The sequence below is a fragment of the Allobosea sp. genome, assembly GCF_035944895.1.
Lineage (GTDB): Bacteria > Pseudomonadota > Alphaproteobacteria > Rhizobiales > Beijerinckiaceae > Allobosea.
In genome coordinates, this window is sequence record NZ_DASZAT010000008.1 from 393,871 (window position 1) to 418,878 (window position 25,008).

Annotated in this window: 20 protein-coding genes; 12 read left to right on the forward strand and 8 right to left on the reverse strand. The window is 67.2% G+C overall.

Going from position 1 to position 25,008, the window contains the following annotated elements; genetic code table 11:
* Positions 1–89: 89 nt before the first annotated feature.
* From VGV58_RS13480 to gloB, 3 genes are read right to left on the reverse strand one after another with little or no spacing between them, the layout of a single operon-like run.
* Positions 90–851, reverse strand: coding sequence for a GNAT family N-acetyltransferase (locus VGV58_RS13480; RefSeq protein WP_326874524.1), 762 nt, complete (start codon positions 849–851; stop codon positions 90–92).
* A 2-nt stretch (positions 852–853) separates the two neighbouring features.
* The gene (locus VGV58_RS13485) at positions 854–1,309 is read right to left on the reverse strand and encodes a cupin domain-containing protein (protein WP_326874525.1); all 456 of its coding nucleotides are present in this window, start codon (positions 1,307–1,309) and stop codon (positions 854–856) included.
* Positions 1,310–1,315: 6 nt separating this feature from the next.
* A complete protein-coding gene (gene gloB / locus VGV58_RS13490) occupies positions 1,316–2,080 on the reverse strand; it encodes a hydroxyacylglutathione hydrolase (RefSeq protein WP_326874526.1) in 765 nt (254 codons plus the stop codon).
* A gap of 138 nt (positions 2,081–2,218) precedes the next feature.
* On the opposite strand from gloB, the gene VGV58_RS13495 reads away from it, so the two are divergent.
* The 4 genes from VGV58_RS13495 to VGV58_RS13510 all read left to right on the forward strand — a co-directional run bounded on the left by VGV58_RS13495 (position 2,219) and on the right by VGV58_RS13510 (position 6,816).
* Entirely contained in the window at positions 2,219–2,983 is a 765-nt protein-coding gene (locus VGV58_RS13495; RefSeq protein ID WP_326874527.1) for a class I SAM-dependent methyltransferase, read from the forward strand.
* A 135-nt stretch (positions 2,984–3,118) separates the two neighbouring features.
* Positions 3,119–4,072, forward strand: coding sequence for an acetyl-CoA carboxylase carboxyltransferase subunit alpha (locus VGV58_RS13500; protein ID WP_326874924.1), 954 nt, complete (start codon positions 3,119–3,121; stop codon positions 4,070–4,072).
* A 198-nt stretch (positions 4,073–4,270) separates the two neighbouring features.
* Complete coding sequence (locus VGV58_RS13505; RefSeq protein WP_326874528.1) at positions 4,271–5,695, forward strand: murein L,D-transpeptidase family protein; 1,425 nt, start codon at positions 4,271–4,273, stop codon at positions 5,693–5,695.
* 212 nt (positions 5,696–5,907) lie between these two features.
* Positions 5,908–6,816, forward strand: a complete 909-nt coding sequence (locus VGV58_RS13510) for a TorF family putative porin (protein WP_326874529.1) — start codon at positions 5,908–5,910, stop codon at positions 6,814–6,816.
* 73 nt (positions 6,817–6,889) lie between these two features.
* Here VGV58_RS13510 and VGV58_RS13515 read toward each other — a convergent pair whose 3' ends face one another.
* Positions 6,890–7,711, reverse strand: a complete 822-nt coding sequence (locus tag VGV58_RS13515; RefSeq protein WP_326874530.1) for an AraC family transcriptional regulator — start codon at positions 7,709–7,711, stop codon at positions 6,890–6,892.
* A gap of 104 nt (positions 7,712–7,815) precedes the next feature.
* Between VGV58_RS13515 and VGV58_RS13520 the strand changes: the two genes are divergently transcribed.
* Positions 7,816–9,021: an MFS transporter gene (locus VGV58_RS13520; RefSeq protein ID WP_326874531.1), complete on the forward strand. Its 1,206-nt coding sequence runs from the start codon at positions 7,816–7,818 to the stop codon at positions 9,019–9,021.
* Positions 9,022–9,039: 18 nt separating this feature from the next.
* Entirely contained in the window at positions 9,040–9,609 is a 570-nt protein-coding gene (locus VGV58_RS13525) for a 3'-5' exonuclease family protein (RefSeq protein ID WP_326874532.1), read from the forward strand.
* On the opposite strand, the gene VGV58_RS13530 is transcribed toward VGV58_RS13525, so the two are convergent.
* Positions 9,599–10,174: a YcxB family protein gene (locus tag VGV58_RS13530; RefSeq protein ID WP_326874533.1), complete on the reverse strand. Its 576-nt coding sequence runs from the start codon at positions 10,172–10,174 to the stop codon at positions 9,599–9,601. The two genes, VGV58_RS13525 and VGV58_RS13530, sit on opposite strands and share 11 nt — an antisense overlap.
* Positions 10,175–10,313: 139 nt before the next feature.
* Here VGV58_RS13530 and VGV58_RS13535 point away from each other — a divergent pair, with 139 nt between their 5' ends.
* The gene (locus VGV58_RS13535; protein ID WP_326874534.1) at positions 10,314–11,102 is read left to right on the forward strand and encodes a 2-keto-4-pentenoate hydratase; all 789 of its coding nucleotides are present in this window, start codon (positions 10,314–10,316) and stop codon (positions 11,100–11,102) included.
* Positions 11,103–11,135: 33 nt separating this feature from the next.
* On the opposite strand, the gene secA is transcribed toward VGV58_RS13535, so the two are convergent.
* Positions 11,136–13,982: a preprotein translocase subunit SecA gene (secA, locus tag VGV58_RS13540; protein ID WP_326874535.1), complete on the reverse strand. Its 2,847-nt coding sequence runs from the start codon at positions 13,980–13,982 to the stop codon at positions 11,136–11,138.
* Positions 13,983–14,462: 480 nt separating this feature from the next.
* Between secA and VGV58_RS13545 the strand changes: the two genes are divergently transcribed.
* From VGV58_RS13545 to mutT, 5 genes are all read left to right on the forward strand, one after another.
* Complete coding sequence (locus VGV58_RS13545) at positions 14,463–15,323, forward strand: peptidylprolyl isomerase (protein ID WP_414643963.1); 861 nt, start codon at positions 14,463–14,465, stop codon at positions 15,321–15,323.
* A 131-nt stretch (positions 15,324–15,454) separates the two neighbouring features.
* A complete protein-coding gene (gene argJ, locus VGV58_RS13550) occupies positions 15,455–16,708 on the forward strand; it encodes a bifunctional glutamate N-acetyltransferase/amino-acid acetyltransferase ArgJ (RefSeq protein ID WP_326874536.1) in 1,254 nt (417 codons plus the stop codon).
* Positions 16,677–17,609, forward strand: a complete 933-nt coding sequence (locus VGV58_RS13555; RefSeq protein WP_326874537.1) for a DMT family transporter — start codon at positions 16,677–16,679, stop codon at positions 17,607–17,609. The genes argJ and VGV58_RS13555 overlap by 32 nt, the downstream gene beginning before the upstream one ends.
* Positions 17,606–18,121: a carboxypeptidase regulatory-like domain-containing protein gene (locus VGV58_RS13560; RefSeq protein WP_326874538.1), complete on the forward strand. Its 516-nt coding sequence runs from the start codon at positions 17,606–17,608 to the stop codon at positions 18,119–18,121. Before VGV58_RS13555 ends, VGV58_RS13560 begins: the two co-directional genes overlap by 4 nt.
* 6 nt (positions 18,122–18,127) lie before the next feature.
* Positions 18,128–18,532, forward strand: coding sequence for an 8-oxo-dGTP diphosphatase MutT (gene mutT, locus VGV58_RS13565; protein WP_326874539.1), 405 nt, complete (start codon positions 18,128–18,130; stop codon positions 18,530–18,532).
* 133 nt (positions 18,533–18,665) lie between these two features.
* Here the strand turns inward: mutT and VGV58_RS13570 are convergent, their stop codons facing one another.
* Both VGV58_RS13570 and gltB read right to left on the reverse strand, forming a co-directional pair.
* On the reverse strand, positions 18,666–20,090 hold the full coding sequence (locus VGV58_RS13570) for a glutamate synthase subunit beta (RefSeq protein ID WP_326874540.1): 1,425 nt from the start codon (positions 20,088–20,090) through the stop codon (positions 18,666–18,668).
* A gap of 20 nt (positions 20,091–20,110) precedes the next feature.
* Positions 20,111–24,847, reverse strand: coding sequence for a glutamate synthase large subunit (gene gltB, locus VGV58_RS13575; RefSeq protein ID WP_414643964.1), 4,737 nt, complete (start codon positions 24,845–24,847; stop codon positions 20,111–20,113).
* Positions 24,848–25,008: the final 161 nt, after the last annotated feature.

Consider the following 25,008-nt stretch of genomic DNA (forward strand, 5'->3'; position numbering starts at 1 on the left):
CAGCGGGCTGCGAGCATATTCAGCCATGGCATCGGTTCTGGGTTCCGGGCTCGCTGCTGCGCAGCGCCCCGGAATGACGGCGTATTCCGTCAGGTATCGAGAATCCGCGTCTCGTAGGCGTAGATCGTGCGGAAGCCGAGCCGCTTGTACATCTCGAAGGCGAGGCCATTGCTCTGGTCGACCTGGAGATAGGCCTGTTTGCAGCCTTGCGCCGCGGCCCAGCCCATCAGTCCCAGCATCATCTGCTTGCCGAGGCCTTTGCCGCGCAGGGCTTCGTCGACGATGACCGCGCCGATCTCGGCCATGCCGCGCTCGGCGACGCTCATCGCATAGGCGGCCGGGCGCCCCTCATGCAGCAGGGTCGCGAAGGCGGCGGGCACGCGCACGCCCGAGACGATCGCAGCAAGATGCTCGCGGTTGCGCTTCGCGCCGGTCTGGTGAGCGCAGACGCCGTCGATCCAGGCATCCTCCGCCTGCGTGGTCGCGATCATGCCGGGAATGGGCGGGTGCAGATTGGGATCGAGCTCGGCGACCATGCCGAAGGAAGCGGTCTCGATGCGGTAGCCGCGCTCGGCGAAGCGGCGACGGGCGTCCTCGGCGACCAGCGGGGTGAAGCGGATGCGCGGCGGCAGCCCGGCCTGGCGATAGAGCCCCTCGACAAAGGCCAGCGTCGCCTCGTCCATGTCGCCGCCCTCGCGCAGCGAGGAGGCCGAGTTGGCGCGGCCGGAATAGCCGTTGGCGAAGCGGACAACCCATTGGTCGACGACGAGCGTGGTCGGCGCCGGCCAGGCGTTGACGATGCGGGTCTCGCAGGCGCTGACCAAGGCGATGTCGGTGACGGGCTTGTCCATGCTCAGCCTCCGGCCAGGCGCGGCGTCGGCCGCCAGTCCGGCGGCGCCATCTCGAAGCCGGAAAAGGCAAAGCCCGGCGCGACCGTGCAGCCGACCAGAGTCCAGGCGCCGAGCGAGGTCGCGCTCTGCCAGTGCCCGGCGGGGACGACGATCTGCGGCCGCTGGCCGGCGGCAAGGTCCTTGCCGAGATGATGGGCCGAGGCGTCATGCCCATTTGGCGAGAGCGTGATCACCAATGGCGCGCCGGCATAGTGGTGCCAGATCTCGGCTGCGTCGACGCGATGCCATTCCGAGGTCTCGCCGACATCGAGCAGATAGTAGATCGCGGTCGAGAAGCCGCGCCCCTCCGGCCCGGCGGGATCGCGGAAGGTCTCGCGATAATGCCCGCCCTCGGGATGGGGCTTCAGCTCGAGCAGGCGGATGACCTCGGCGGCGCTGAGGCCGCTCAACGTGTTCATCTGACGTCAGAACCTGTTCTTGGCCTCGCGCAGCGCGGCGAAGACCTCGCCGGCCGGCTTGCCGACGATGCCGAGCGTCGCAGCCAGAGCCTGCTCGCCGGCGCGGAAGAACGGGTTGGTCGCCCGCTCTTCGCCGATCGTGGTCACGGCCCAGAAGCGCCCTTCGGCCTTCGCTGCTTCTGCCTCGGCGAGGCGAGCGGCGACGGCGGCGTTGCTCGGGTCCATCGCCGCGGCGAAGCGAGCATTCGAGAGCGTGTAGTCGTGGCCGGTGATCAGCGTGGTCGCGTCCGGCAGCGCCATGATGCGCGACAGCGAGGTCCACATCGCCTCCATCCGGCCCGGCATGACGCGGCCGCAGCCCATGACGAAGACGACGTCGCCGACGAGGGCGAGCTTCGCTTCCCGGCCGATGAAGCTGACATGGCCCTCGGCATGGCCGGGCGTCGCCCAGGTCTCGAATTCGTAGCCGCCGACCGCGACGCGGTCGCCTTCGCCGAGAACGACGTCGACGGGCGCACCGGCGCGCGCGGCCTCGGGCCCGAACACCTTGGCGCCGGTCGCCTGCTTCAGCGCGGCGATGCCCTGGACGTGGTCGGCGTGCTCATGGGTGACCAGCACCTGGTTGATGGTCCAGCCCTTGGCCTTGGCGGCCGCGAGCACCTCGCCGGCATCGGGAACGTCGACGGTCGCGCAGGCGCCGGTGGCGGGATCGTGCAGCAGCGCGCCGGCATTGTCGCTGAGCGTGCGGAAGACATGGATGTCGAGCGGCATGGGGAAACTCCGGCAGTCGGCGGTCGAACTGACTGCTTGCCGCATGCGTCCCTCGGTATCAAGACAATCCGGCGCGTGACTGCTGGCGCGCGAGTGCGACCCTTGCGCTCTTGCCCCTGCTGAGCCATCTCCGTCGGCATGGCCTTGGATGTCGTCGACCTGCGCAGCTTCTATGCCAGCCCGCTCGGGCATGTGGCACGGCGGACCGTCGGCCGGGTCATGCTGAGGCTCTGGCCGGATTGCCGGCGCCAGCGCCTGCTGGGGCTGGGCTTCGCAACGCCCTATCTGCCGCTGCTCGGTGGCGAGGCGGAGCGCACCATTGCCTTCATGCCGGCGGCGCAGGGTGTGGTGAACTGGCCGTCGCCCGGGCTCTCCGCCTCCGCTTTGGTCGAGCCGACGCTGCTGCCGCTGCCGACCGCCTCGATCGACCGGGTGCTGCTGGTGCACGCGCTCGAGGAGACCGAAAGCCCCGAGGATCTGCTGGAAGAGATCTCGCGAGTGCTGAGCCCGGGTGGGCGGCTGATCGTCGTGGTGCCGAACCGGCGCGGCCTGTGGGCGCGGATGGATACGACGCCCTTCGGCCATGGCCGGCCGTTCAGCCGTTCGCAGATCGAGGCCCTGATGCGCCGCGCCATGTTCTCGCCCGAGCATTGGGCCGAGGCGCTCTATGTGCCGCCACTGCGCCGGCGCCTGTTCATGCGCTCGGCCATGGCCTGGGAGAAGGTCGGAGCCGGGCTGTCGCTGCCTTTCGCCGGCGTCTATGTCATCGACGCGACCAAGCAGTTCTACCGGCGCGCACCCTTGCGCGCGACGCGGCGCAGCTTCGCCTTCCGGCCGGTGCTGCTGCCGCAGGCCCACTCCTCAGGCCGGCTGCCGCGACAGGATGAGGCCAAGAGACTCTAAGATGCCGGCGGGTTGACAATTTCGCCGGGGCGCGGCCAAGGTCCGCCGCCTTTCTTGACCGTTCCGTCGCCGCGACCCTTGGCGGCCGATGCTGCCGCCTCTTCCCTGGGAAAGCGGGACCTGATCTGGATGTCGATGCGAAGCTATCTCGATTTCGAAAAGCCGGTTGCCGAATTGGAGGCGAAGGCGGATGAACTGCGCGCGCTCGACGGCAAGGGCGACGGTTATTCTCTGGCCGAAGAGGTCGGCAAGCTCGAGGCCAAGGCCTCGCAGGCGCTGAAGGATCTCTACGGCGCCCTGACGCCCTGGCAGAAGACGTTGGTGGCGCGCCATCCGCAGCGCCCGCATTTCCTCGACTATTGCTCGGCGCTGATCGACGAGTTCACGCCGATGGCGGGCGACCGCGCCTTCGGCGAGGACGAGGCGATCGTCGGCGGCTTCGGCCGTTTCCGCGGCGAGCCGGTCTGCGTCATCGGGCAGGAGAAGGGCAACTCGACCGAGACCCGCATCAAGCATAATTTCGGCATGCCGAAGCCCGAGGGTTATCGCAAGGCCGTGCGCCTGATGGAGCTGGCCGATCGGTTCGGCCTGCCGGTGCTGAGCTTCATCGATACCGCCGGCGCCTATCCCGGCATCGAGGCGGAGGAGCGCGGCCAGGCCGAGGCGATCGCGCGCTCGACCGAGACCTGCCTTGCCCTGCGCACGCCGAGCGTCGCGCTGGTGATCGGCGAGGGTGGCTCGGGCGGGGCGATCGCGATCGCGGCCGCCAGCAAGGTGCTGATGCTCGAGCATGCGATCTATTCGGTGATCTCGCCGGAAGGCGCGGCCTCGATCCTCTGGCGCGACACTGCGCGCGCCCAGGATGCCGCGACCGGCATGAAGATCACCGCCCAGGACCTGCTGCGCTTCGGCGTGATCGACAGGATCGTCACCGAGCCGACCGGCGGCGCCCATCGCGACCCGCAGGGCGCGATCGAGCGGGCCGGCGCGGCGATCGAGGCGGCATTGTCCGAATTCGCCGGCCTCGGCGCCGACGAGATCGTCGATCGGCGGGCGCAGAAATACCTGGCGATCGGCCGGGCGCTGTAGCCCTGCCGCTTGTGCGCAAGCGGGCGTTCGGCCTGGCGGGCGCTTTACCGCGGCTTCACCATATGGCCATCTGCGAGGCCCCTGTGGTAAGGAACGGTCAAGGCTAACGATCCTGCAACCAGTCGACGGGCATAATTTGGCCGCGTTGTCTGAGGCATTGTCGGCTTTGACGCGTCCGCGCGAAATGGGATTGACGACGTGGCTGTGAGACATTTCGCGCTGGCGGCGCTCCTTGGCCTCAGTTTGGCAGCCTGCGAAGAAGATCGCTATCGCGGCTCCGCGCGCCACAACATCCCGATTCCGTCGGCGACCTACACGCTGATGTCCGAGAAGGGCATGAGCAAGAGCCAGCCCATCGTGATTCGCTCCTACAAGAAGGAGTCGGAGCTCGAGATCTGGAAGAAGCGCGCCGACGGCAAATACGCGCTGCTCAAGACCTTCCCGATGTGCCGCTGGTCCGGCCAGCTCGGCCCGAAGGTGCGCGAGGGCGACCGCATGGCGCCGGAAGGGTTCTACGCGATCAGCCCGGCGCAGATGAACCCGAACTCGTCGTTCTACGTCTCGTTCAACATGGGCTATCCGAATGCCTATGACCGGGCGCATGGCCGCACCGGCGCGCATCTGATGGTGCACGGCGCCTGCTCCTCGGCCGGCTGCTATTCGATGACCGACGACCAGATCGGCGAGATCTATGCGCTGGTGCGCGAAGCCCAGAATGGCGGGCAGCGCGCCGTGCAGATGCAGGCTTATCCCTTCCGGATGACGGCGGAGAACCTCGCCAAGCACCGGCTCGACCCGAATATCGCCTTCTGGAAGAACCTGAAGGAAGGCTCGGATTATTTCGAGGTGGCCAAGGACGAACCCTCGGTCTCGGTGGCTGGCGGACGCTACGCCTTCAATCGCGACGGCGTCCAGATCGATTCGTCGATCACGCAAGCCATCGCCCAGAAGCGCCAGCAGGACGAGATTCAGGTCGCGGCGCTGGTGTCCAAGGGCACGCCCGCGGTCAAGCTGATCTATGACGACGGCGACCAGCATTCCTCGTTCAAGCGCCAGCTGGCCCAGTCCGGCGCTGATTCGATGAACAGGTCGGTGGCCTGGGGCTCGCGCGATGTCGGCATCAGCCGCGTCGATTCGCTGATCGGTCCGCGCGTCGTCGTGCTCGACGACAAGGGCCGCACCAAGGCGACCGTCCGGGCCGAATCGGCCGAGAACGACGCCGTGCTCGCCGCAGTCAGCAGCGCGCAGGTGGAGGAAGCCAAGCCGGTCGTCGCCGCGGCTGCGCCGGCCAAGCCCGCTGCGGCCCAGCCGGCTGCCAAGCCGGCGAGCGATGCAGCGGCCCAGGTTGCCAAGGCGACTCCGGGCGAGGCCACCACTGCTCCGATCCAGACGGCTTCGGCCGCACCGGCGCAGCCCTCCTTCTATCAGAAGGCGCTGAGCTTCGTGCCGCTGCTCGGCGGTTCCTCGTCCTCGGAGCCGAAGGAGCAGGCGCCGATCGCCTCGACCGTGCCGGAGACGCCGCAGACGGTGACCGCGCCGCTGCCGCCGCGCCGGGCCTCGACCTTGCGGACATCGCAGCTGCAGCCCGACGCGGCCTATGCGAGCCAGCCCACGGCGCGCTGAGCGCCCTGTAAATCCTCTGATGTAAAAAAGTCACGCCCGCGGCCAGCAATGGCCGCGGGCGCTTTTCTAGGCGCAGAATCTGGCGAAACCGGCGCCTTTGCCCATTGGCGCGGCAGGCTGCCAAAAAGCTCATCTTGCCGATTTTGCGGTTGCGAAGGCTTCATCGTGACGAAGGCATGACGCGGTCATGCGGACCTTCGATGGAGTTCGTAATGGCTTTCAAGATTTCGGGTTTGCTGACGGGGCTTGCGCTGTCGACGGCATTCGCGGCCTCCGCGTTCGCCTCCGACCTGCCGAGCCGCAAGGGCGCTCCGCCCGCGCCGGTGGCGCCGAGCATCACCTGGTTCGACATCGCCGTCAGCGTGAAGGGCATGACGGATTACAATTTCCGCGGCATTTCGCAGACGGACCGCAAGCCGGCGATCCAGGGCGGCGCCGAGCTGCAGTTCTACGACAACCTGGTCTATGCCGGCGTCTACGCCTCGAATGTCGACCTGGCGACGCGTCCGCCGGCCGAGATCGATTTCTATGCCGGCATCCGGCCGAAATTCGGCCCGGTCACCGTCGATGTCGGCGTCTGGCAGTACTATTATCCCAGCGAGAAGCAGTTCATCGATACGGCCGGCGTCTACTGGACGCCGCGGAACACCGATTTCACCGAGGTCTACGGCAAGGTCAGCTATAATTTCGAGGACAAGCTGATCCTCGGGGCGAACCTGTTCTACGCCTGGGACTGGCTCGGCACCGGCGCTTCCGGCACCTATGCCTCGGTGACGGCGAAGTACAACCTGCCGTTCCTGGAAGGCCTCTCGGTCTCCGGCGAATTCGGCCATTACTGGCTCGGCACGACCAATCTGGCGATCTGGTCGACGGTGCCGCCGACCAATCTGCCCGACTACGCCTACTGGAACGCGGGTGTCTCCTACACCTGGAAGAACCTGACGGCGGATGTGCGCTACCACGACACCAATCTGTCGAAGAGCGATTGCTTCCTGCTGACCGCCGATCCGCGCGGCGTCAGCTCCGGCTCGGGGCGCTCGAAATGGTGCGCCCCGACGGTGGTGGCGACGCTGTCCTTCGACATCACCGCCAGCAGCGTCGGCATCTTCGCGCCGAAGTAAGGGCCTAGGTCGCACGGGGGTATTCGGAAGGCCGCTCGCGAGAGCGGCCTTTTCAGTTTCGGCGAGGGCGGGACTACCGCGCCAGCGACGCTCTCATGTAGTTGCGCGGCGCGGTGCCGAGCCGCCGCCTGAACATGGTGGTGAACGCCGCGACATTGTCATAGCCGGCCAGCATGGCGACCTCGGTGACCGATACGCCTTCCGCCAGCCGGGGCAGGCAGGCGAACAGGCTGGCCTGCTGGCGCCAGGCGACGAAGCTGAGGCCGGTTTCGCGCTGGAAGAGCCGCGTGAAGGTCCGCCGACTCATCGCGAGCTTCGCGGCCCAGTCGTCGAGACGCGCGGTGACCGAGGGCGCGGCCATATAGGCGCGGCAGAGGGCGGCAAGCCGCCTGTCGGCCGGAATGGGCAGGCCGAGCCGCCGGATCGGCAGCGCGGCGATCTCGGCTGTCAGCAATTCCAGGACGAGCGCGAGCTTGCGGTTGTCCGGCGGCGCGTCGCGCAGGCGGATCGCCTCGACGATCAGCGCATGGGCGAGATCGGTGACGCCGAGCACCTGCAGCATGCGCTCGGCGAGGTCGTCATGCCCGCCGAGCAGATAGACCGACTTGATGCTGACATCGCTCAGCATCTCCACCGAATGCTGCAGCCGGGCCGGGATCAGCAGGCCATGGCCGGGCGGGATCATCCAGCTGCCGCGTTCGGTGTTGATCTGGACCACACCGGAGAAAGCGCAGAGGAGCTGGATCTGGCGATGGCTGTGCGGCGGTATCGTATAGCCGGCAGGGTTGTCGGAGACGCGGACCAGAACATCGCCGTCCGCGTCGGAAACCGTGCCATGGATATGGCGATGGTCGGAATGGAGGGCCTCGACCTGTTGCTGCGGCAGCTTTCTCATCGATTGGCCCGAACGCGAAAGAATTAGACCGAAACACGAAAGCAGGTCACGGGCAAGCCCTGTAGAAGGAGCGCCGCTGAAGGTTCGTGCTCAAGGGGCCCACCATGGTTGCGACGATCGAGGGGGGCCGGCCCCGTTTCGAGAAGACGACGATCTCCGTCCTGCTGGCGGTGAGCTTCTGCCACCTCTTGAACGATGTCATGCAGTCGCTGCTGGCCTCGCTCTATCCGCTGTTCAAGGCCAACTACGCCCTCGACTTCGTCCAGATCGGTCTCTTGACCATGGCTTTCCAGGTTACGGCCTCGCTGCTGCAGCCGGTCGTCGGCATGGTGACTGATCGCTGGCCGATGCCCTATTCGGCGCCGGCGGGCATGGCCTCGACCTTCGGCGGCCTGATCCTGCTCGGCAATGCCCACAACTTCACGGTGCTGATCATCGCTGCCTGCCTGATCGGCCTGGGCTCGGCGATCTTCCATCCGGAGGCGTCTCGCGTGGCCCGGCTGGCCTCGGGCGGGCGGCATGGCCTGGCCCAGTCGCTGTTCCAGGTCGGCGGCAATCTCGGCTCGGCGCTGGGGCCGCTGCTGGCTGCCTTCATCGTCCTGCCTTTCGGCCAGGGCAGCGTCGCCTGGCTGTCGGTCATCGCCATGGCGGGCGTCGTCGTCCTCACCCGGGTCGGGGCCTGGTATGCCGCCCATCGCCGGGCGCAGGCCGGTCGTCCGCCGGCGAGCCGCACGCTGCCGCTGCCGGGCGGGCGTGTCGCCTTCGCCCTGTTCGTGCTGGTGCTGCTGACCGCGACCAAGAATGTCTACATGGCGAGCATCTCCAGCTACTTCACCTTCTACGTGATCGAGCAGTTCCAGCTCGGCTTCCGCGACGCGCAATTGATGCTGTTCCTGTTCCTCGGCGCGGCGGCGGTCGGCACCTTCGTCGGCGGGCCGATCGGCGACCGCTTCGGGGCGCGCTTCGTGATCTGGTTCTCGATCCTCGGCGTCATCCCGTTCGCGCTGCTCTTGCCCTATGCCAACCTGTTCTGGACCGGCGTGCTCAGCGTGATGATCGGGCTGGTCTTCGCCTCGGCCTTCTCGGCGATCGTGGTGTTCGCTCAGGAGCTGGTGCCGGGCCGCGTTGGCCTGATCGCCGGCATGTTCTTCGGCTTCGCCTTCGGCGCGGGCGGGCTCGGCGCCGCCTTCCTCGGCGGCTTCGCCGACGCCTATGGCATCACCTTCGTCTACAAGGTCTGTTCCTACCTGCCGCTGCTCGGACTATTGACGATCCTGCTGCCGCGGCTGCCCCGGCGGGCGCATAGCTGAGGAGTTCGACGGGGTCGGATGTCGCCATTCTATGTCGTGACGGATTGCGAGTTCGACGGGCCGACGCCGGGCGTCAATTCGATGCTTTCCTTCGGCTCCGTCGCCGTCGCGGCCGATGGCGCCATCATTGGAGAGTTCGAGGCGGTGCTGGCGCCGCTCGACGGCGCCCTGCGTGACGAGGCCACCATGGCGTTCTGGGCGCGCCATCCGCAGGCCTGGGCCGCGGCGACGGACAATCCCGAGCCGCCATCCGCTGTGATGCGGCGCTTCGTCGACTGGATCGGTGCGATCGAGGGCGAGCCGATCTTTGCCTCCCACCCGCTCGCGCTCGATGGGCCGTGGGTCGACTATTACCTGCGCCGCTTCATCGGGCGCCCGCTGCTCGAAGGGCCATGGGTCGAGAGCCGCATCTTCAAGCACGCGCCGCTGTGCCTGATGTCCTTCGTCGCCGGCAGGACGGGGCGCGGGCAATGGGAGTGCGATGTCGAGCGCTATCCGGCCGAATGGCTGGGCTCGGTCGCGCATACGCATCGGGCGATCGACGATGCCCGCGGCTACGCCAACCTGCTGCGCTTCTTCACCCGTTGAGTTGATCGCTACGGGCAAGTGAGGTGAGGAAGTCCTGCTGGCCCGCCGTCAGCAGCCGCAGCGGGATCATGGTCGGCTGGCCGGCGCGCAGGTGCAGCAGCAACAGGCCGTCGGCGCTGCTGGCCTTGCGGATCGCGCTGCGCCCGATGAAGCTGCGCATGCCCTCGCGGCGGAACCAGACGCCGTGCTGCGTCGCCGTTAGGCGCGTTCCGTTCCACTCGGTTTGGAAGGCGCCGTAGACAGCCTTGCGCCGGCGCCTGTCGGCGATGCCCATGGCCAGGCCCGGTGCGGTGATGCCGATCCAGTAGACCGCGAAGCAGAGCGCGGCGATGCCGGCGCCGGAACGGGCCGTGGCAATCCCGCTGATGATGGCGAGCAGGGTCGCTCCGGTCGCCGCTGCGAGGCCCAGCCCGATGAAGGCGGGCCAGCCTTCCCAGATCGTTGGCCTGGTCTCGGCGAGAGTCTCCTGCGCCAGCAATGTGTCGAACCGGGCAAGCTCTTCCTCGGTGTAGTCGAGCACGAGCGCGATATGGGCTCGCCCGGCGGTTTCGTCTGCGGTCGGCATGGCCGGAGGCCCTCGTAGTCGGGAGTTCATGGTCCATTGCCATGGCGAGAGCGGGTCTCGCGACCACTACGTTCGCGCATGTGGCCAGCGGGAGCTCCGGCATGGCAGGTTGACCTCCCCCGACAATCGGAGCTCTGCTTTGTCCGAAGCTGCTATCGCCGTCGCAGCAGATGCGATCACCACCGCTCGGCTGAGTCTGACGCCTCTGGCGCGGCCTTCTGCCGGAGCCTCGCCGCGCGATCTGGCAGAGGCCTATACAGTGCGCGATGCGGTCCATGCGCGTCTTGCCGAAAGCCGCTTCGGCGCCCGTATCGGCTGGAAGATCGGCTGCACCACGCCGGTGATGCAGGCCTATCTCGGCATTGCCCATCCCTGTGCGGCCGGGCTCTTCGCCGGCACCACGCATCGCGGCGATGCCAGGCTCCGGCATGGCGATTTCGTCAAGGTCGGAGTCGAGTGCGAGATCGCGGTGCGGCTGGCGAGCGACCTGCCGGAAGGACCGTTCACCGCCGAAAGCGTGCGGGGAGCAGTCGGGGCGGTGATGGCGGCGATCGAGATCGTCGATGATCGCTATGTCGACTGGCAGAGCACGGGCACGCCGATGCTGGTCGCGGACGATTTCTTCGCCGCTGGTGCGGTCCTCGGCCGCGAGCATGACCCGGCCGTGCTGCCGGATCTGGCGACGCTGCATGGGCGGGTTCTGATCGATGGGACCGAAGCCGGCGCCGGCATTGGCGCCGACGTGCTTGGCCATCCCTATGCGGCGTTGGCCTGGCTGGCGGAGCATGCCAGCCAGCGCCAGATGCCGCTGAGAGCCGGCGAGACCGTCCTGCTCGGCAGCCTCGTGCGGACGCAATGGCTCAATGCCGGCGCGAGCGTCCGGATCGAGATCGATACGCTCGGCGCAGTCGAGGCCATTTTCGCCTGAAAACCACGCCGGAGGATCGCTCCGGCGCCGCGATCAGACGAATTGGCCGTGGCAGTGCTTGAACTTCTTGCCGGAGCCGCAGGGGCAGAGCTCGTTGCGGCCGACCTTGCCCCAGCTCGCGGGATCGGTCGGGTTGCGCTCGGCGACGGCGACGTCGCCATCGGTCGCGGCGAATTGCGGCTGGCTGGCGAAGAAGCCGGCGGGCGGCGGGGGCAGGGCATCGCTGCCGCCCTGGTCGAAGCCCTGACCGTCTTCCGGCGGCTGGTCGAAACGGACCTCGACGCGCATCAGATTGCCGGTGACCTGCTCGCGCAGGCGGCCGATCAAGCTGTCGAAGAGCTCGAAGGCTTCCTGCTTGTACTCGTTCAGCGGGTCGCGCTGGGCGTAGCCGCGCCAGCCGATGACCTGGCGCAGATGATCGAGTGTGACCAGGTGCTCGCGCCAGAGATGGTCGAGCGTCTGCAGCAGCACCTGCTTCTCGATATAGGTCATCACCTCGTCGGTGTTGCGCTCGATGCGCGCCGTGTAGTCCTCGTCGGCGATCTTGCGGATGCGCTCGCGCAATTCGGCGTCGGCGATGCCTTCTTCCTTGGCCCAGTCCTCGATCGGCAGTTCGAGGTTGAGATAGGTCGCGACGTCCTCGCGCAGGCCGGCGGCATCCCACTGCTCGGGATAGGCGTCCTCGGGGATGCGGCGCGAAACGGTGTCCTCGACCACGCCGTGGCGCATGTCGTCGATGGTCTCGCGCACGCTCGCCTCGCGCATGAAGTCGCGGCGCTGCTCGAACACGACCTTGCGCTGGTCGTTCATGACGTCGTCGTATTTCAGGATGTTCTTGCGGATGTCGAAGTTGCGCGCCTCGACCTTGCCCTGCGCCTTCTCGACCGCCTTGTTGATCCAGGGGTGGACGATGGCCTCGTCCTCCTGCAGGCCGAGCTTCTGCAGCATGCCGTCCATCCGGTCGGAGCCGAAGATGCGCATCAGGTCGTCCTGCAGCGACAGGAAGAACTTGGAGCGGCCGGGGTCGCCCTGGCGGCCGCCGCGGCCGCGCAACTGGTTGTCGATGCGCCGGCTCTCATGGCGCTCGGTGCCGATGATGTAGAGGCCGCCGGGGCGGGTCATGGTCTTGGCCGGGCGCGAGCCCTTGGCCGGCTCGAGCTCGATGGTCTCGGAGGCGTTGAGGACCATCTCCTTGAAGCGGGCGACCTCGGCCTCGATCTCCTTGACCTTGGCGTCCTTCTCCGGCCCGTCTTCCATGCCGGCCGTCTCGATCGAGACGCGCATCTCGACATTGCCGCCGAGTTTGATGTCGGTGCCGCGGCCAGCCATGTTGGTGGCGATGGTGATCGCGCCGGGCACGCCGGCCTCGGCGACGATAAAGGCCTCCTGCTCATGGAAGCGGGCGTTCAGCACCGCGAACTGCTTGGTGCTCTTGCCGGTGCGGGCGGCGGCGTAGAGCGAGTCGAGCGCGCTGGGCTGGCTGAAGTCGATCTGCTTGAAGCCGGCGGCGACCAGCATCTCGGCGATCTGCTCGGACTTCTCGATCGAGGCGGTGCCGACCAGCACCGGCTGCAGGCGCTCGCTGGCGCGCTCCAGCTCCTTGATGATCGACTTCACCTTTTCCGGGAAGCTGCGATAGACCTCGTCGTCGTCGTCGATACGGGCGACCGGGACATTGGTCGGGATCTCGACCACTTCGAGCTTGTAGATCTGCTCGAACTCGTCGGCCTCGGTGCCGGCGGTGCCGGTCATGCCGGCGAGCTTCTTGTAGAGGCGGAAATAGTTCTGGAAGGTGATCGAGGCGAGCGTCGCGTTCTCGGGCTGGACGGTGACGTGCTCCTTGGCCTCGAGCGCCTGGTGCAGGCCTTCCGAATAGCGCCGGCCGGGCATCATGCGGCCGGTGAACTCGTCGATGATCACCACCTCGTCATTGCGGACGATGTAGTCCTTGTCGCGCGTGAACAGCGAGTGCGCGCGCAGCGCCTGGTTGACGTGGTGGACCAGGGTGACGTTGACGGAATCGTAGAGGTCGCCTTCCTTGAGCAGGTCGGCTTCGCGCAACAGCTGCTCGATATGCTCGTTGCCGGCCTCGGTCAGGGCGACGGTACGCTGCTTCTCGTCGACCTCGAAATCGCTCTTGATCAGGCGGGGCAGGACCTTGTCGATCGCAACATAGAGGTCCGACTTGTCGTCGAGCGGGCCCGAGATGATCAGCGGCGTGCGCGCTTCGTCGATCAGGATCGAGTCGACCTCGTCGACGATCGCGAAATGGTGGCCGCGCTGGCTCATCTGCGCGACCTCGTACTTCATGTTGTCGCGCAGATAGTCGAAGCCGAATTCGTTGTTGGTGCCGTAGGTGATGTCGCTGGCATAGGCGCGCTGGCGCTCCTCGTCGTCGAGGCCGTGCACGATGATGCCGAAGCTGAGCCCGAGGAAATTGTAGATCTTGCCCATCCACTCGGCGTCGCGGCGGGCGAGGTAGTCGTTGACGGTGACGACGTGGACGCCCTTGCCGGCGAGCGCGTTGAGATAGACCGGGAGCGTGGCGACAAGCGTCTTGCCTTCGCCGGTCTTCATCTCGGCGATCGAGCCCTCGTGCAGCACCATGCCGCCGATCAGCTGGACGTCGAAATGTCGCTGGCCGAGCACGCGCTTGGCCGCCTCGCGCACGGTGGCGAAGGCGGGCACCAGAAGGTCGTCGAGCTTGGCGCCGTCGGCGAGCTGCTGCTTGAAGGTGTCGGTACGGGCGCGAAGAGCTTCGTCGGAGAGCTGGGACACCTCGGCTTCGAGTGCGTTGATCGCCGCGACGCGGGGTTGGTAGCCCTTCACCCGCCGATCATTCGACGAGCCGAAGAGTTTCTTTGCAAGCGCGCCAAGCATGTCTGGCCTTTCAATAGCGAAGCCGGCCGGCGCAGACCGCGCAGCCGAAGCGGTAATCTCTAGAAATTCACGCGCGTGTTTAGACGGGCGCGGGCGCGTGGTCCAGCACGCGCTTATCCGCGCGCATGTGGGGTCCGGCGCGGCGGGTTCCAAGGGGTGAGGGCGGTTGTGTGGCTGGTCGCGGAGCCGCGACCTGTCCTCTCCCCCCTTGTGGGGGAGAGCTAGAGAGGGGGTATGCCACCCTCGACGCAGGTCCAGTCCAGCGCGGAGCGGATTGCGGGTGCGATAACCCCCCTCCCAACCCTCCCCCACAAGGGAGGAGGGCTCCCGCGCCTTCTTGGGCGGAGTGGGCTGCGGCGGATTGAACCAGCACCACCGCCTCGCGTTGATGTGCAAAGCCCCGTCTTGCCAAGGCCGCGTTCTGCTGGCACTCAGCCGGCGAGATCGATCTTCGCGCCGTCCAGTTGAAAGGCCGCACCGATGTTGTCCTCCCGTCTCGCCATGCTGTCGCTTGGCTTCGCGCTGGCCGCCGTGCCGGCCCTCGCGCAGCAGGACAAGCCCGTCGCCAAGGTCGACGGCATCACCATCACCGAGGGAGACCTCAAGCTGGCCGAGGAGGATCTCGGCGAGCGTACCGCGCAGATGCCGGAGGAGCGCAAGCGCGAGGAGGTGATCAACTATCTGGTCGACCTTAAGCTCGGCGCCAAGGCCGCCGCTGCCGCCAAGGTCGGCGACGGGCCGGAATTCGCCAAGCGCCTCGCCTATAACCGGGACAAGCTCCTGCTCGACGAATACCTGACCGTCGAGGCCAAGAAGGCGGCAACGCCCGAGGCGGCCAAGAAGCTGTTCGACGATACCGTCAAGGCGATGAAGCCTGAGGAAGAGGTCCACGCCCGCCATATCCTGGTGCCCGAGGAGGCGCAGGCCAAGGCGGCGCTGGAGAGGGTGAAGAAGGGCGAGGACTTCGCCAAGGTCGCGGCCGAGCTCTCCAAGGATCCGGGCTCGGGCAAGGAAGGCGGCGATCTCGGCTGGTTCGCCAAGGACCGCATGGTGCCGGAATTCGCCGAGGCGGCCTTCAAGCTCGACAAGGGCCAGGTCTCCGAGCCGGTGAAGAGCCAGTTCGGCTGGCATGTCATCAAGCTCGAGGACAAGCGCAGCAAGCCCCTGCCGAGCTTCGACGAGGTCAAGCCGCAGATCGACCAGTACCTGGTCCGCAAGGCGCAGCAGGACATCATCGTGGCGCTGCGCGAGAAGGCCAAGGTCGAGCGCCTCGACAAACCGGCTGCTCCGGCGGCGCCCGCGCCGGCGACCCCGGCTCCGGCCGAGCCGAAGAAGCCCTGATCGGGCTGCGTCCTTCACAGGACCGTCGTGATGCGCCCGGGCCATGCCCGGGCGTTTGCTTTTGGAGGGGGTGAGACTCTTGTCTTCGCCCCGTTGCTGCGGCACATCGGGCCAACCATACGAGGAGGCGCATGATGGCCGGCAAGGATGTTCCCGTTTCTCCGCTCGCGCCGAAGCGCCAGCCCAAGGTCCCGGCCGTGCCGGGCGTGCGCTTCGCCACCGCCGAGGCCGGCATCCGCTACAAGGGCCGCACCGACGTGGTGCTCATCCTGCTCGACGAGGGCTCGCAGGCCGCCGGCGTCTTCACCCGCTCGAAATGCCCGTCGGCGCCGGTCGACTGGTGCCGGGAGAACCTGGCCCAGGGCAAGGCCCGCGCCATCGTCGTCAATTCCGGCAATGCCAACGCCTTCACCGGCCTGAAGGGCCGCGACTCGGTCGCTCTGACCGCGAAGATCGCGGCCAAGGCCGCCGGCTGCAAGCCCGAGGAGGTCTTCATCGCCTCGACCGGCGTGATCGGCGAGCCGCTCGACGCGACCAAGTTCGAGGGCGTGCTGGCCGATTGCGCCAAGCGCGCTGCCGACGGTCCCTGGCTCGACGCCGCCAAGGCGATCATGACCACCGACACTTTCCCGAAGGCGGTCTCGCGCAAGGCCAAGATCGATGGCCATGAGGTCGTCATCGCCGGCATCGCCAAGGGCGCCGGCATGATCGCGCCTGATATGGCGACGATGCTCTCCTTCGTCTTCACTGATGCGCCGATCGCGGCTCCCGTGCTGCAGGCCCTGCTGTCGAAGGGCGTCAAGGGCTCGTTCAATGCGATCACGGTCGACAGCGACACCTCGACCTCCGACACGCTGATGCTGTTCTCGACCGGGAAGGCCAAGGCCCGCGGCGTGCCCGAGATCACCGATCCCAACGACGCTCGGCTCTCCGGTTTCAAGCGGGCGCTGAACGCGCTGCTGCTCGAGTTGTCGCACCTGGTCTGCAAGGACGGCGAGGGCGCCCGCAAGTTCGTCGAGGTCCGCGTCGTCGGGGCGAAATCGGCGCGCTCGGCCAAGAGGGTCGCGTTCTCGATCGCCAATTCGCCGCTGGTCAAGACGGCGGTCGCCGGCGAGGACGCCAATTGGGGCCGTATCGTCATGGCGGTCGGCAAGGCCGGCGAGCCGGCCGATCGTGACAGGCTCGACATCTCCTTCGGCGCGATCAAGGTGGCGGAAGCGGGCGCGCGCGCCGGCTCCTATGATGAGCAGGCCGTCTCCGACTACATGAAGAGCGAGCACATCGTCGTCACCACCGATCTCGGCCTCGGCCGCGGCAAGGCCACCGTCTGGACCTGCGACCTGACCAAGGCCTATGTCGAGATCAACGGCGACTACAGATCCTGAATCCTCGGGGCCGAGCAGGGCGTTCATCGTCGGCAATCTCGCCGCCTGCTCGTTCCTCTGGGGTAGCAGCTATCTGTTCATCAAGCTGATGGCCGGTGACGTCGCCCCCTGGGCGATCGCCGCGGGGCGCGGCCTGCTCGGTGCGACGACGCTGGCGCTCTTCGTCGGGTTGCGCGGCCAGAGCCCGCTGCCGCGCCGTCACGAGCTCCGGCACTGGCTGGTGCTCGGCACGACCAATGGCTGGCTGCCGAACGTGCTCGTCGCCTATGCGCTGATCCAGCTCGCCAGCGGCCCGGCGGCGATGATCCAGGCGGCGGGGCCGCTGGTCACGGCGCTGTTCGCACATGTCCTGTTCTCGGAAGAGCATCTGAGCCGGCGGCGGCTCAGCGGCATCCTGGTCGGCATGGCCGGCGTCGCCATCCTGATCGGGCCGCGCCTGGTCGAGGGCGGCGGCACGGCGCTCAGCCTGCTCGCCATGGTCGGCGCGACGCTGTCCTATGCCTGCGCCAACCTCTACACGCGCGCGGTGCCGCCGCGGGCCGGCGATCCGATCCGGCTCGCGCTGGGCCAACAGATGGTCTCGGGCTCGGGCGCGTTGCTGCTGACACTGATCTTCTCAGGTTGGGGCGCGCTGACAGCCCTCATGCCGCATTGGCAGGCCGTGCTGGCGCTCGGCGTGTTCGCGACGGCGCTGCCGGTGACGTTCTTCATGCGGCTGATCCGCGCCGCCGGGCCGACGCGCGCGGCGATGACCGGCTATCTCGTGCCGGCGGTCGCTGCCGCCATGGGTGTGCTGATCCTCGGCGAAACGCTGGAGTTGCGGCAGATCATCGGAGGTTGCATCATCCTCGCAGGCGTCTTCCTGGTATCGACGGCGCCTGCGGGGGGACGTGCCAGATGACGAGGATAGCCTGCGTGCTGGGCCTTGCGGCCCTGTTGGGAGCTTGTGTCGCGCAGGGGCCGTCATCGCCGACGGCATCCTCCTTCTCGGCGGAAGAGGCGGGCTTCATCCGGAAAGCCGGGACCGGCGTCATCGAGGGCCACGCCTTCCGGACGCGCTCCAAGGGACAGGTCGTCAACGCCGCCGGCGAGGTCGTCCGGCTGATCCCAGCGACGGCCTATGCCCGCGAGCGCTTTGCCCGTGTCTTCGGCAAGGCCAAGTTCCTGCCGCACTGGCGCTATCCGAACGAGCAGGTCGATCCGCGCTATGCCGAGCTCACCCGTACGACCAAGACGACGGCGCGAGGGAAGTTCAGCTTCCACAAGGTTGCGCCCGGCACCTATTTCGTTTCGACCCAGGTGATCTGGGGCGAGGAGGACCAGGTTTTCCGCGAGGGCGGCACGGTCTATGACGAGGTCACGCTGACCGGCAAGGAAACCGAACCGGTCGAAGTCATCCTCTCGGGACATTAGCCTTTCGTGAAACTGCTGCTCGTCGTCGCCTGCGCGCTGGTCGATTCCGACAATCGCGTGCTCGTCACCCAACGTCCCGAAGGCAAGGCCCTGGCGGGCCTCTGGGAGTTTCCCGGCGGCAAGCTGGAAGCCGGCGAGCGGCCCGAGCCGGCGCTGATCCGCGAGCTTTCCGAGGAGCTCGGAATCGAGGTCAAGGAAGCTTGCCTCGCGCCGTTGACCTTCGCCAGCTACGCCTATCCCGAGTTCCACCTCCTGATGCCGCTCTATATCTGTCGTCGCTGGGAGGGGACGGTGACCTCGCGCGAGGGGCAGGCGCTGAAATGGGTGCGTCCCGGCAAGCTGCGCGAGCTCGCCATGCCGCCGGCCGACGAGCCGCTGATCCCGCCGCTGGTCGATCTGCTGGGGGCCTAGGAAAAGGCCGTCATTCTCGGGCTACGCGCCGCGGCGACCCGAGAATCTCGTGACGAGAAGGCGCAGACCGGAGCCTCATCCGGCCTGAGATGCTCGGGTCTTCGCCCGAGCATGACGCGTGTTGACCTGCCACTCAGCGTGGCAGGATGGTCTCGCCCATCAGGTGCTTGTCGATCGAGTGCGCCATCTGGCGGCCCTCGCGGATCGCCCAGACCACCAGCGACTGGCCGCGGCGCATGTCGCCGGCGGCGAAGACCTTCTCGACCGTGGTCTTGTAGGCCAGCATGTTGGCCTCGACATTGCCCCGTCCGTCGAGCTTGACGCCGAGCTTGGTGATGAGGCCGTCATGCACCGGCGAGACGAAGCCCATGGCGAGCAGGACGAGATCGGCCTTGAGCTGGAACTCGCTGCCCTCGATCGGCTTGAACTGGGCATCGACCTTGGCGCAGTGCAGCGTCTTCACCTTGCCGTTCTCGCCGGTGAACTTGACGGTGCCGACGGCGAAGTCGCGCTCGGCGCCTTCCTCATGGCTGGAGGAGGTCCGCAGCTTCAGCGGCCAGTTCGGCCAGGTCAGCTGCTTGTTCTCCTTCTCCGGCGGCTGCGGCATGATCTCGAGCTGGGTGACCGAGAGCGCGCCCTGGCGCACCGAGGTGCCGATGCAGTCGGAGCCGGTGTCGCCGCCGCCGATGACGACGACATGCTTGCCGCCGGCGAGGATCGGGCGGGCATTGCCCGTCGTGTCCGGCTCGCCGCCATTGCGGCGGTTCTGCTGCGGCAGGAAGTCCATGGCGAACTGGACGCCGTCGAGATCGCGGCCCTCGATCGGCAGGTCGCGCGGCTTCTCGGCGCCGCCGGTCAGGCCGACCGCGTCATATTGTGCGAGCAGTTCCTGCGGATCGATGTCGATGCCGACATTGACGCCGTAATGGAAGACGACGCCCTCGGCTTCCATCTGGGCGACACGCCGGTCGACATGCGACTTCTCCATCTTGAAGTCAGGGATGCCGTAGCGCAGCAGGCCGCCGGCGCGGCCCTGGCGTTCATAGACATGGACCTCGTGACCGGCGCGGGCGAGCTGCTGGGCGGCAGCCAGGCCGGCCGGGCCGGAGCCGATGATGGCGATCTTCTTGCCCGTCTTGACCGCGGATGGCTCGGGCTTGATCCAGCCTTCCTGCCAGCCCTTGTCGACGATCGCGCATTCGATCGACTTGATGGTGACCGGGGTGTCCTCGAGGTTCAGCGTGCAGGATGCCTCGCAGGGAGCGGGGCAGACGCGGCCGGTGAACTCGGGGAAGTTGTTGGTCGAGTGCAGGTTGGTCAGCGCTTCCTGCCACTTGTCGTTGTAGACGAGGTCGTTCCAGTCCGGGATCTGGTTGTTGACCGGGCAGCCATTGTGACAATACGGGATGCCGCAGTTCATGCAGCGCGCCGCCTGGTCGCGGGTCGCCTCCCGGCCGAGCGGGATCACGAACTCCTTGTAGTTCCTGATCCGGTCGGACGCCGGAAGATACTTCCGGTCGCGGCGGTCGATCTCGAGAAAACCGGTTACCTTGCCCATCGTCTCATCCGCCTGTTCGATTACTCGGCCGCAACCGAGACGCCGGCCTGGGCCCGCTCGATTTCCAGTAGTGCGCGCCGATACTCGACCGGCATGACCTTGACGAATTTGGGCAGGTACTCCGCCCAGTTCTCCAGGATGGCCTGCGCCCGCGCCGACCCCGTGTATTTCAGGTGGTTGGCGATGAGCTGGTGCAGGCGCTCGGCGTCGTAGCCGGACATGTTGGCCATGACGTCGATGCGGCCCTTGAACTCGAGGTCGCCGCCATGGTGGTAGAGGCGCTGGGTCAGCTCCTCCTCCTCCGGCACCGGCTCGAGATCGACCATGGAGAGGTTGCAGCGCTTGGCGAAGCTCTTGTCCTCGTCGAGGACATAGGCGATGCCGCCCGACATGCCGGCCGCGAAGTTGCGTCCGGTCTGGCCGAGCACGACGACGACGCCGCCGGTCATGTACTCGCAGCCATGGTCGCCGGTGCCCTCGACCACCGCGATCGCGCCGGAATTGCGCACCGCGAAGCGTTCGCCGGCGACGCCGCGGAAGTAGCATTCGCCGGAGATCGCGCCGTAGAGCACGGTGTTGCCGACGATGATCGCCTCCTCGGCGAGCGCACGCGACTTCGGATCAGGCCGGATGATCAACTTGCCGCCCGACAGGCCCTTGCCGACATAGTCGTTGGCTTGGCCGGTCAAATCGAGCGTCACGCCGGCCGCGACCCAGGCGCCGAAGCTCTGGCCGGCAGTGCCGGTGAGCTTCACCGTGATCGCGTCGTCCGGCAGGCCGAGCCCGCCATGGCGCTTGGCAATCTCGCCCGAGAGCATGGCGCCGGTCGAGCGGTCGACATTGCGGATCGCGCTCTCGATCACCACCGGCGCGCCGCTGTCGAGCGAGGCGCCCGCCTTGGCGATCAGGGTGCGGTCGAGCACCGACTCGATCGGATGGACCTGGCGCTCGACATTGCGGATGGCGACGCCGTTGCCCGGCTCCGGCTTGTGGAAGATGCGGGCGAAGTCGAGCCCCTTGGCCTTCCAGTGCTCGATCGCTTCCTTCTTGTCGAGCCAGTCGGAGCGGCCGACGAGCTCGTCGAAGCTCTTGACGCCCATCTCCGCCATGATCTCGCGCACGTCCTCGGCGAGGAAGAAGAAGAAGTTGATGACGTGCTCGGGCTGACCCTTGAAGCGCTTGCGCAGCACCGGGTCCTGCGTCGCGACACCGACCGGACAGGTGTTGAGATGGCACTTGCGCATCATGATGCAGCCGGCGGCGATCAGCGGCGCCGTGGCGAAGCCGAACTCGTCGGCGCCGAGCAGCGCGCCGACGACGATGTCGCGGCCGGTGCGCAGGCCACCATCGACCTGCAGCGCGATGCGGCCGCGCAGCTTGTTCATCACCAGGATCTGGTGGGTCTCGGCGAGGCCGATTTCCCAGGGCGAGCCGGCATGCTTGATCGAGGTCAGCGGCGAAGCGCCGGTGCCGCCCTCATAGCCGGCGATGGTGATGTGGTCGGCGCGCGCCTTGGCGACGCCGGCGGCGACGGTGCCGACGCCGAGCTCGGAGACGAGCTTGACCGAGACGTCCGCGGCCGGATTGACGTTCTTCAGGTCGAAGATCAGCTGGGCGAGATCCTCGATCGAGTAGATGTCGTGATGCGGCGGCGGCGAGATCAGGCCGACGCCCGGGGTCGAATGCCGGACCTTGGCGATGCGGGCATCGACCTTGTGGCCGGGCAGCTGGCCGCCCTCGCCGGGCTTGGCGCCCTGCGAGACCTTGATCTGCATCATCTGCGAGTTGACGAGGTATTCGGTGGTGACGCCGAAGCGGCCGGACGCGACCTGCTTGATCGCCGAGCGCATCGAGCGCCCGTCCGGCAGCGGCTTGAAGCGCTCGGGCTCCTCGCCGCCCTCGCCAGTGTTCGACTTGCCGCCGATCGCGTTCATCGCCAGCGCCAGCGTGGAATGCGCCTCATGGCTGATCGAGCCGAAGGACATGGCGCCGGTGGAGAAGCGCTTGACGATCGAGACCGCGCTCTCGACCTCGTCGAGCGGGATCGGCTTGCGGCCGAGTTCGTCGGCCATCTTGACGTGGAACAGGCCGCGAATGGTGGAGAGCTTCTCGCTCTGGTCGTTGACCAGGTCGGAATAGGCCTTGAACTTGTCGCGGGCATTGCCGCGCACCGCGTGCTGCAGCAGCGCGATGTTCTCCGGCGTCCAGGCATGCGCCTCGCCGCGCAGGCGGAAGGCGTATTCGCCGCCGATGTCGAGGGCATCGCGATAGATCGGCGAGCCGCCGAAGGCGTCGCGATGGCGGCGCACGCTCTCCTCGGCGATCTCGGCGAGGCCGACGCCCTCGATCGAGGAGATGGTGCCGGTGAAGTACTTGTCGATGAACTGCGTACGCAGGCCGACAGCGTCGAAGATCTGCGCGCCGCAATAGGACTGGTAGGTCGAGATGCCCATCTTGGACATGACCTTGAGCAGGCCCTTGCCGACCGACTTGATGAAGCGCTTGACCACCTCGTAGCGGTCGACCTCCGGCGGGAACTCGCCGGCCTCGAACAGCGCTTCCAGCGTCTCGAAGGCGAGATAGGGGTTGATCGCCTCGGCGCCGAAGCCGGCGAGGAGGGCGAAGTGATGGATCTCGCGCGGCTCGCCGGATTCGAGCACGAGGCCGACCGAGGTGCGCAGGCCCTTGCGGATCAGGTGGTGGTGGACCGCCGCCGTCGCCAGCAGCGCCGGGATCGGGATGCGGTCGGGCCCGACCTGCCGGTCGGAGAGGATGATGATGTTGTAGCCGCCATGGACGGCCGCTTCCGCGCGCTCGCACAGGCGCTCGATCGCGCCTTCCATGCCGGCCGCGCTCTCGCGGGTCGGATAGGTGATGTCGAGCGTCTTGGTGTCGAAGCGATCCTCGTAGTGACCGATGCAGCGGATCTTTTCGAGATCGTCATTGGTCAGGATCGGCTGGCGCACTTCCAGGCGCTTGCGGCGCGAGGTGCCCTCGAGGTCGAGGATGTTCGGACGCGGCCCGATGAAGGAGAGGAGGCTCATCACGAGCTCCTCGCGGATCGGGTCGATCGCCGGGTTGGTGACCTGGGCGAAGTTCTGCTTGAAATAGGTGTAGAGCAGCTTCGACTTCGAGGAGAGCGCCGAGATCGGCGTATCCGTGCCCATCGAGCCGACGGCTTCCTGGCCGGTCACCGCCATCGGCGCCATCAGGATCTTGGTGTCTTCCTGGGTGTAGCCGAAGGATTGCTGGCGATCGAGCAAGGCGACGTCGGTGCGCGATGCCCGCGCCTCGACCGGCGGCAGGTCCTCCAGCACGATCTGGGTGCGCTTCAGCCAGTCCTTGTAGGGGTTGGCGAGGCAAAGCGTGCTCTTGATCTCGTCGTCGCCGATGATGCGGCCCTCTTCGAGGTCGATCAGCAGCATCTTGCCGGGCTGGAGCCGCCACTTCTGGACGATCTTCTCCTCCGGGATCGGCAGCACGCCGAACTCCGAGGCGAGCACGACCAGCCCGTCATCGGTGACGAGGTAGCGGGCGGGGCGCAGGCCGTTGCGGTCGAGCGTCGCACCGATCTGGCGGCCGTCGGTGAAGGCGATCGCGGCGGGGCCGTCCCACGGCTCCATCAGCGCGGCGTGGTATTCGTAGAAGGCGCGCCGGCTCTCATCCATCAGCGGGTTGCCAGCCCAAGCCTCGGGCACCAGCATCATCATGGCGTGGGCGAGCGAATAGCCGCCCTGAACCAGGAATTCGAGGGCGTTGTCGAAGCAGGCGGTGTCGGACTGGCCCTCATAGGAGATCGGCCAGAGCTTGGAGATATCGGCGCCGAAGAGCTCGGAGTCGACCGAGGCCTGGCGGGCCGCCATCCAGTTGACGTTGCCGCGCAGCGTGTTGATCTCGCCGTTATGGGCGACCATCCGGTAGGGGTGGGCGAGGCGCCAGGACGGGAAGGTGTTGGTGGCGAAGCGCTGGTGGACGAGGGCGAGAGCGCTCTCGAAGCGCTCGTCGGTCAGGTCCTTGAAGTAGGCGCCGAGCTGGGTGACCAGCACCATGCCCTTGTAGACGATGGTCCGGCAGGAGAAGGAGACCGGATAATAGGTCGCGGTCGCCCGGTCATGGCGCTTGTAGACCTTGTTCGAGACCGACTTTCTGAGGACATAGACCTGCCGCTCGAACTCGTCCTCATCGATGATCTCGGCCGGGCGGCCGACGAAGATCTGGCGATGGCAAGGCTCGGTCTCCTTGACGGCCTCGCCGAGGTCGCTGTTGTCGACCGGCACGTCGCGCCAGCCGAGGAAGATCAGGCCTTCCTCCTCGACCGTCTGGGCGACGATCTCCTCGCAGACGGCGCGGTTGTCGGCCTCCTGCGGCATGAAGAACTGGCCGATGGCGTAGTGGCCGGGCTCGGGCAGGTCGATGCCGACCTTGGCGCACTCTTCCTTGAAGAAGCGATGCGGGATCTGAGTGAGGATGCCGCAGCCGTCGCCGAGCTTGGGATCGGCGCCGACGGCGCCGCGATGGTCGATATTGTGCAGGATCTGCAGGCCCTGCGCGACGATCGCATGGCTCTTGCGGTTCTTCATGTCGGCGATGAAGCCGACGCCGCAGGAGTCCTTCTCATAGGACGGGTCGTAGAGGCCCTGGCGGGCCGGCATGGCGGGGTCGCGCACCTCGGGGAAACGCTCGAAAGCGGCCGTCGTCGTGGTGGCAACTTTAGCAGTGGTGTTGGCCATCGCGCTCGCCTTCCTGCTCTCGCTCATCGTCGCCTCCGCCCGCATCGGTCCCGCAGCATCGGCTCGGGAGCCCGCCAAAGTCCACCGCCGCTCCGGCTTCCACCTTGGCGAGCAAGGATCGGGCCGGTCCGGCTTTATTCTCGGTTTGCGAAGGTTGCTTGCGCTGGTCTTGTCTTGCGCCCGCGTCC

Coding starts and splice junctions, on each gene's coding strand:
- VGV58_RS13515 (WP_326874530.1), bottom strand. CDS start 7,711: ATGAGAAAGCTGCCGCAGCAACAGGTCGAGGCCCTCCATTCCGACCAT.
- VGV58_RS13570 (WP_326874540.1), bottom strand. CDS start 20,090: ATGGGCAAGGTAACCGGTTTTCTCGAGATCGACCGCCGCGACCGGAAG.
- VGV58_RS13500 (WP_326874924.1), top strand. CDS start 3,119: ATGCGAAGCTATCTCGATTTCGAAAAGCCGGTTGCCGAATTGGAGGCG.
- VGV58_RS13525 (WP_326874532.1), top strand. CDS start 9,040: ATGTCGCCATTCTATGTCGTGACGGATTGCGAGTTCGACGGGCCGACG.
- gltB (WP_414643964.1), bottom strand. CDS start 24,847: ATGAGCGAGAGCAGGAAGGCGAGCGCGATGGCCAACACCACTGCTAAA.
- secA (WP_326874535.1), bottom strand. CDS start 13,982: ATGCTTGGCGCGCTTGCAAAGAAACTCTTCGGCTCGTCGAATGATCGG.
- VGV58_RS13520 (WP_326874531.1), top strand. CDS start 7,816: ATGGTTGCGACGATCGAGGGGGGCCGGCCCCGTTTCGAGAAGACGACG.
- argJ (WP_326874536.1), top strand. CDS start 15,455: ATGATGGCCGGCAAGGATGTTCCCGTTTCTCCGCTCGCGCCGAAGCGC.
- VGV58_RS13530 (WP_326874533.1), bottom strand. CDS start 10,174: ATGCCGACCGCAGACGAAACCGCCGGGCGAGCCCATATCGCGCTCGTG.
- VGV58_RS13510 (WP_326874529.1), top strand. CDS start 5,908: ATGGCTTTCAAGATTTCGGGTTTGCTGACGGGGCTTGCGCTGTCGACG.
- VGV58_RS13560 (WP_326874538.1), top strand. CDS start 17,606: ATGACGAGGATAGCCTGCGTGCTGGGCCTTGCGGCCCTGTTGGGAGCT.
- VGV58_RS13495 (WP_326874527.1), top strand. CDS start 2,219: ATGGCCTTGGATGTCGTCGACCTGCGCAGCTTCTATGCCAGCCCGCTC.
- VGV58_RS13545 (WP_414643963.1), top strand. CDS start 14,463: ATGTTGTCCTCCCGTCTCGCCATGCTGTCGCTTGGCTTCGCGCTGGCC.
- VGV58_RS13485 (WP_326874525.1), bottom strand. CDS start 1,309: ATGAACACGTTGAGCGGCCTCAGCGCCGCCGAGGTCATCCGCCTGCTC.
- gloB (WP_326874526.1), bottom strand. CDS start 2,080: ATGCCGCTCGACATCCATGTCTTCCGCACGCTCAGCGACAATGCCGGC.
- VGV58_RS13480 (WP_326874524.1), bottom strand. CDS start 851: ATGGACAAGCCCGTCACCGACATCGCCTTGGTCAGCGCCTGCGAGACC.
- VGV58_RS13555 (WP_326874537.1), top strand. CDS start 16,677: ATGTCGAGATCAACGGCGACTACAGATCCTGAATCCTCGGGGCCGAGC.